The organism is Microbacterium sp., assembly GCF_044340635.1.
Taxonomy (GTDB): domain Bacteria; phylum Actinomycetota; class Actinomycetes; order Actinomycetales; family Microbacteriaceae; genus Microbacterium.
The window spans coordinates 1-6275 of record NZ_JBIITF010000031.1 but is presented as its reverse complement, the minus strand read 5'-3'; the positions used below and the strand labels follow the sequence as shown (position 1 = coordinate 6275).

General features: G+C 65.8%; 7 protein-coding genes. 3 read left to right on the top strand and 4 right to left on the bottom strand.

Features of this window, described 5'->3' with window-relative positions; all coding sequences use genetic code 11:
* From ACIQ0W_RS15830 to ACIQ0W_RS15820, 3 genes are all read right to left on the bottom strand, one after another.
* Positions 1 to 444 (bottom strand): hypothetical protein (locus tag ACIQ0W_RS15830; RefSeq protein WP_396643608.1); only part of this gene is annotated, 444 nt, incomplete at its 3' end.
* 15 nt (positions 445 to 459) lie between these two features.
* Complete coding sequence (locus ACIQ0W_RS15825; RefSeq protein ID WP_347424476.1) at positions 460 to 969, bottom strand: hotdog domain-containing protein; 510 nt, start codon at positions 967 to 969, stop codon at positions 460 to 462.
* Positions 970 to 1019: 50 nt separating this feature from the next.
* Positions 1020 to 2633, bottom strand: a complete 1614-nt coding sequence (locus ACIQ0W_RS15820; RefSeq protein ID WP_295795060.1) for an NAD(P)/FAD-dependent oxidoreductase — start codon at positions 2631 to 2633, stop codon at positions 1020 to 1022.
* Positions 2634 to 2680: 47 nt separating this feature from the next.
* Between ACIQ0W_RS15820 and ACIQ0W_RS15815 the strand changes: the two genes are divergently transcribed.
* On the top strand, positions 2681 to 2875 hold the full coding sequence (locus ACIQ0W_RS15815; protein WP_396643607.1) for a hypothetical protein: 195 nt from the start codon (positions 2681 to 2683) through the stop codon (positions 2873 to 2875).
* A 90-nt stretch (positions 2876 to 2965) separates the two neighbouring features.
* Here ACIQ0W_RS15815 and ACIQ0W_RS15810 read toward each other — a convergent pair whose 3' ends face one another.
* Positions 2966 to 4537, bottom strand: a complete 1572-nt coding sequence (locus tag ACIQ0W_RS15810) for a GAF domain-containing protein (protein ID WP_292736249.1) — start codon at positions 4535 to 4537, stop codon at positions 2966 to 2968.
* A gap of 111 nt (positions 4538 to 4648) precedes the next feature.
* On the opposite strand from ACIQ0W_RS15810, the gene ACIQ0W_RS15805 reads away from it, so the two are divergent.
* Together ACIQ0W_RS15805 and ACIQ0W_RS15800 are read left to right on the top strand one after the other, a co-directional pair.
* The gene (locus ACIQ0W_RS15805) at positions 4649 to 5767 is read left to right on the top strand and encodes an alcohol dehydrogenase catalytic domain-containing protein (RefSeq protein WP_292736246.1); all 1119 of its coding nucleotides are present in this window, start codon (positions 4649 to 4651) and stop codon (positions 5765 to 5767) included.
* Positions 5764 to 6275, top strand: a 512-nt coding sequence (locus ACIQ0W_RS15800) for an alpha/beta fold hydrolase (RefSeq protein WP_396643606.1), incomplete at its 3' end; no start/stop codon positions are given. The genes ACIQ0W_RS15805 and ACIQ0W_RS15800, both read left to right, overlap by 4 nt.

Here is a 6275-nt window from a genome sequence, read left to right as displayed (position 1 = left end):
TCGGGATGCTCCTGGGGCCAGCCGGGCCGGAACGAGAGCGGCATGGTCCGCCGCGCGTAGAGGTCTGGAGCCTGCCCTGCTGCTGCCTGCCACGCGCGGGTCGTCGAGACCGGCACAGGCTCGGACCTTTCGGGCGAGGATCCGTCCGGATCGGTCGCTGACCAGCAGCGCGACACGCATGTCAGCGAGTGATTCCGCCCATCGCGCCAGGACGGTCTCAGCGGTGTCCTGGAAGCGTCCCGCCGGTTCGGAGAACGGGTGGTAAGCAGGAGTCGCAGTCGGATCGTAGCCGCCACCGGTGGTGAACGAGCGACGCCAACTGCGCTCGATCCACGGAGGGACGTTCAGCGTGCGGGGAGTGAGACCGTGCGCGCCGACGCCAGCTTCGAGAAGGCGTTCACGAGCCTGCCGCACGCTCGCGGCGGAGTAGGTGTCGATGGACATAGCTGGGACCTCGCGTCATTGCAAGTGGTCACACCCAGTATCCGCCTCCCTATTGGAACCCGCCAATACCTGGTCCGCTGTGGATCTATCCTCTGTGCGCATGAGTCCATGGTGGTGGGGAAGCCGGTCGCGTTCGTAGGTGATGTCGGTGTAGCCGTGAGGAATGGGCTGGCCGTGGTCATCGAGGCCGACGAAGACGATCTTCTCGATCGTGAGAATGCGTTCACGAGTGATCATGTTGCGCACCTCGGCGCGCATCGTGAGGGAGGTGCGCCCGAACGCGGTGGCGCGCAGTCCCATCTCGATCAGATCGCCTTGTCGCGCGGAACTGACGAAGTCGATCTCGGAGATGTACTTGGTGACCGCCCGGGAGTTTCCGAGCTGGATGATGGCGTAGATCGCGGCCTCTTCATCGATCCAGCGCAGCAGGCTGCCGCCGAACAGGGTGCCGTGCGCGTTCAGGTCCTCGGGACGGACCCAGCGGCGTGACCGGAATGTGACGTCTGCTGACATGGAGTCGCTCATAGGACGACCGTAGGCCGGGAAGCACACTCCCGGCCTACGGTTACCGTCGATCAGGCCGGGACGGGCTGTCCGATGCTGAATCCTTCGAAGTCCTTCGCCTGGATATCCGAGAGGAGGCCGCGGTAGGCGCCTAGGCCGCCGAGGTAGAACATCACGGCGTGCTTCTTGCCGGGGATGTTCGCCCCGAAGATCCACGAGTCGGTCTTGGGGAACAGCGTGTAGTTCGCGATCGTCGTGCAGGTCTCGGTCCATTCGTCCTCGACCTGCTGCGACACCTCGATGAGCCCGCCTCTCCGCTCCGCCTCGGTCACCAGGGTCGTGATGAACTCGACCTGCGCCTCGATGCTGGGCACCAGGTTGGTGAACGGCCCGTTGGGGCCGAGGATCATGAACATGTTCGGGAATCCGGCCGTCATGATGCCGAGGAAGCTGGTCGGAGCGTCGGCCCAGTGCTCGTCGACGCTCACCCCTCCGCGCCCGCGGATGTCGATGCGGCGGTAGTTGCCGTCGACCGCGTCGAACCCGGTAGCCAGCACGAGCACATCCAGCTCGTGCTCCACGCCGTCCGCGGTCTTCACGCCTCGCGGGGTGATCTCGACGATCGGGTTCTCCTTGATCGACACCAGCTTCACGTTGTCCTGGTTGTACACGTCGTAGTAGTCCTGGTTGCACAGCGGCCGCTTCGCATACGGCTGGGTCGGGGTGAGCAGTCGCGCCGTCTCCGGGTCCTTGACCGTCTCGGCGATCTTGCGGCGGATGAACGCAGCGGCTGCCTCGTTCGACTCCGGGCTGATGGCGATGTCGTTGAACGTGCCGAACATGAAATAGAATCCGTTGCCTCGGTCCCATGCCGCCTGGAACACGCGCTCCCGCTCGGCCTCGTCGACATCGGTGGCCGCGACGGTGGACTCCTCGAACCCGAAGGCGACGCCGGAGTTTCGGACCTGCTCCCAGATCTCCGGGAACCGGGACTTGTATCCGTCCACCTCCCCCGGGCCGACCGGTCCGTTGCCGGAGGGGACGCTGTACTGCGCCGAGCGCTGGAACACGGTCAGGTGCGACACCTGCTTGGCCGCGGCGACGATGAACTGTGTTCCGGTCGAGCCAGTGCCGATGACCCCCACCCGCTTGCCCTCGATCGACAGGTCCTCCGGCCACTCCGCGGTGTGCACGAGGCGGCCTTCAAACGAGTCGATCCCGGGGATGTCGGGGATGTTGGTTGCTGCGAGCAGCCCCAGCGCCGTCACCACGTATCGGGCCGTGAAGGATTCTCCGGCGGAGGTGCCGACCGTCCAGGTGTTGGTGGCTTCGTCGAAGACGATCGACGTGACTTCGGTGTTCAACTGGAAGTCCTTGCGGAGGTCGTACCGGTCGACGACGGTCTCGAGATAGCTGAGGATGTCGGGCTGGTCGATGTACTTTCGGGCCCAGTCCCACTCCTGCAGCAGTTCGTCATCGAACGAGTATCGGTAGAAGGGGCTCTCCGTGTCGGACATGGCGCCGGGGTACCGGTTCCAGTACCAGGTGCCTCCGATGCCGGCGCCCTTCTCGAACCCGCGGACGCGCAGGCCGAGCTTGTCGCGCAGTGTGTGCAGCTGGTAGATGCCGCCGAATCCGGCGCCGACGACGATCGCGTCGAGGTCCGTGGTCTGTGTGGATGTCATGGTGCAACTCCTTCGTTGAATGAGGTGGGTGGGGGTGCTGCAGGTCAGTGGCGAAGCCACTGGCCGATCGCCGCAAGCTCCGCGTCGACGTCCGCGTCGCGGCCAGCCAGGAACGGGTAGACGTGCTGCTGTCCTTCGGCGACATGCAGGGTGACGTCAACGCCGGCGCCCTTGGCGCGCTCTGCCACGCGGATGGCATTGTGGCTCTTCGGACATTCGGTGGGGTGAAGTCGGGCGTGTAGATCGAGGTCCCGAGGCGACTTCCGCGACCGCGGGCTCGATGGTTCCAGCCCTGAACCCAAAGGCCCGGATAGCAGCGTGGTGCAGGCCGCCTACGCAATAGCGCTGGTGTGCGGCTCCAGGAGCACCTCTGCCCGCAAGGCAAGATGGGTGTCGAGGCTCCTCGGTCCGTTCCTCCAACCTGGGAGCATGTCATCCAATCGAGAGAGACGCTGGCGGACGGTGTTCTCGTGGAGGTGGAGCTGAGAGGCGACGGCGCCGGTCGATCCCTGCGAGTCGAGATATCTCAATGCGGTGTCGCGCAGCGTGACATCGCGCGGCGTGCCGCTGATGATCGGCGCCAACTGAGAGTGGATGAGACGATGTGCGTCCTCTGGTGTTCCGCCGATCGCGAAGGCCACGACTCCGAGGTCGGTCCGCGCATGCAGCCGGCCCCTCCTGGCAAGGCGTCGCGATGCTGTGGCAAGCATCAAGCTTTCGCCGCATGCCGCAGACAGGTCCGCGTCTGTTTCTGCCGTGCCAACACCGCCCCAATATGGGGACGACGAGAGTGCTTCTTCTGCACGGGCGAGTGTGTCGTCGCCGTGTCGGACAATGATGATGAGGTGGCCGTGTCGCGCGGCTGAGAGTGCCTTGGAGCCCAGCGCGTTGCGAACTCTCGCCGCTGCTTGCCGCAGCACGAGAGGGTCATCGATCTCGGCGACGGCGACGTCGTAAGCACCGGATCCAGGTAGCCCGGTGCGTAGTGCAGGTCCGGAGGTGCGTGTTGACGGTTCGACGAGGCGCTGGACGAGTTCGATCTCTTGGAAGTGCCGTGCGTCCTCGATGGCGTTCTCGTAGAGCGCTGCGGTGGACACGAACGCGCCCACCAGCGCGACCATGTCCGACGTTGGCTCCTGGTCAGTCCCGATGAACTCGATGGTGCCCCCGCCTTCGAGAGGAACGGCCCGCCCGGCGTTGTCCGCGGTAGCGCCGGAGTCACCGAACCGCACGATTCCTCCGAGTGCTTCGGCGGCTGTGGACATCAGATCCGCTGAGCCTCCGCCCGACACGAGCACCGAGACGAGCTCGCGGGCCAGACGCAATTCCGCGACGGTGTCCGACATCAGGTCGCGAAGGCGGGAGACCTCGAGATTGAGCTCTTGCCGCCCCTGTTCGATATCTCGGCGGAGGAGATAGATCTCGACAGCCGTCGACCCGATCAGAGCCGCGGACTCCAGCAACGCTCGTTGATCGGGCGTGAACGACCCTGGCGTGCGGTTTGCCACGGTGAGCGCCCCCACGACCTCGCCGCCTGCACGCAACGGAATACCGAGGATCGCGCGAACCCCTTCGCCGTTGACCGCAACGTCAACGTCCGCGATATGCAGCTTCGCAAGGTCGGGGAGGTAGTCGGGGCTCTCGGCGATGACACCTGCGGCGGCCATCCCGAGCACGCCCGTTCCAATGGGCATTGCGATCGCAGCGTACCCGGGCGTGCGAACACCGTCTGAGAACTGGATGTGGGTCTCCCGGCCCTCCGCATCGTTCAGGCTCACATACGCGAGATCGGTGCCGAGTGCCACTCGCACCCGCCGAACCAGCCCGGTCAGGATCAGATCGGGATCCTGCAGAGCGGTCAGATCCTGCGCGATGGCGTGGAACAGATCCGTGGGTGCGGTCATAGGGGCTCCAGTGTTGAGTTCAACACAAGAATGACACGGATCCGTGGGTAGCAACATAGATGTTGCCATCGTGAGCTTCGAAAATGGGAGGACCCTCAAGGAAGACGGCATATGAAGATCCACGGAGCAGTGCTCGAACGCAGCGGTGCGCAGCCGCCCTATGCCGCGAGTCGTCCGCTGGTGGTCACAGAGATGGAACTCGATCCTCCGGGTCCGACCGAAGTCCTCGTGCGCATCGAAGCTGCGGGGATCTGTCACTCGGATCTGTCGGTCGTGGACGGGAACCGGGAACGTCCTCTGCCCATGCTGCTCGGACACGAGGCGGCGGGGATCGTCGTCGATGCCGGCGAGGATGTTACCGACCTGTGCGTTGGGCAGCGCGTGGTGGCGGCGTTTCTTCCTCGGTGCGGCGCCTGCGCGGCCTGTAAGACCGACGGTCGTCTGCCGTGCACGGTCGGGTCGCGAGCGAACGGCGAGGGGGCGCTCATCGCAGGTGGTCGCCGCCTGCATCGGGACGGTGAAAGCGTCGCCCATCATCTCGGAGTCTCCGGCTTTGCGACCTATGCGGTGATGGATCGGTGCTCGGTTGTCCCGGTCGGCAATGACGTGCCGCCGGACGTCGCGGCAGTGTTGGGGTGTGCGGTACTCACCGGCGGTGGCGCAGTTCTGAATGCGGGCCGGCCGCATGCCGGTCAGACCGTCGCCGTCGTCGGACTTGGCGGAGTCGGCATGGCGGCGCTTCTTGTCGCAGCCTCTCTCGACGGAGTTACGGTCATCGGCGTTGACGCGAATCCGGACAAGGTGGCTGCAGCGCCCGCTTTCGGCGCACACCGCGCGCTCACCCCCAGCCAGGCACTGGCCGAGCATCTCGTCGCGGACGTCGTTGTCGAGTGCGCCGGGGTCGTGCCCGCATTCGAGACCGCGGTCAAGCTCACCGCACCCGGGGGGCGCACCGTCACCGTCGGGCTGCCTGCACCGACCGCACAAGCGCGCATGTCCCCGCTTGACCTCGTCTCCGGCGCGAGAGAAATCGTCGGCAGCTATCTCGGGTCCGCCGTCCCTTCTAGAGATATCCCGTACTACGAGACTCTCTGGCGGACAGGCAAGCTGCCGCTGGAGAAGCTCATCTCCACCCATATCCCGTTGTCCGAGGTCAACGCGGGCTTCGACGCCCTCGCCCGCGGTGAAGCCATCCGACAGATCATCCAGTTCCCCGGGGCGTGCGCATGACGGGCCTCCTCGAGCGCCGGAGCCTCAAGACACCGGACGGGACGCTTCTGCACCTCGAGGGGCAGGGAGCTCCCACCTGCCTGATGGTGCACGGCCTTGGCTACGCGAGCTGGGAAACGAAACCGCTGCGGGACAACCTCCCGACCGGCTACGGCCTGTGGAGCCTCGACAATCGCGGCACGGGACAATCGTCGACACTTCAGGGGCCATGCTCCATCGACGACCTCGCCGACGACGCGGCGAGAGCCATCAACGAGCTCCGCTCGCCGCTCGTTGTGATCGGGCACTCGATGGGCGGCTATATCGCGCAGACCCTCGCTGCGGCCTACCCAGACATGGTCAGCGCACTGATTCTGATAGGGACCAGCCCCGGGGGCCCGCGGTCCGAGCCTGTGCCGGTCTCGACGACCCGCGCGTGGCAGGCAGCAGCAGGGCAGGCTCCAGACCTCTACGCGCGGCGGACCATGCCGCTCTCGTTCCGGCCCGGCTGGCCCCAGGAGCATCCCGA

Excerpts from the sequence above, each read along its gene's own strand:
- ACIQ0W_RS15825 (WP_347424476.1), bottom strand. The coding sequence starts at position 969 with ATGAGCGACTCCATGTCAGCAGACGTCACATTCCGGTCACGCCGCTGG.
- ACIQ0W_RS15820 (WP_295795060.1), bottom strand. The coding sequence starts at position 2,633 with ATGACATCCACACAGACCACGGACCTCGACGCGATCGTCGTCGGCGCC.
- ACIQ0W_RS15810 (WP_292736249.1), bottom strand. The coding sequence starts at position 4,537 with ATGACCGCACCCACGGATCTGTTCCACGCCATCGCGCAGGATCTGACC.
- ACIQ0W_RS15805 (WP_292736246.1), top strand. The coding sequence starts at position 4,649 with ATGAAGATCCACGGAGCAGTGCTCGAACGCAGCGGTGCGCAGCCGCCC.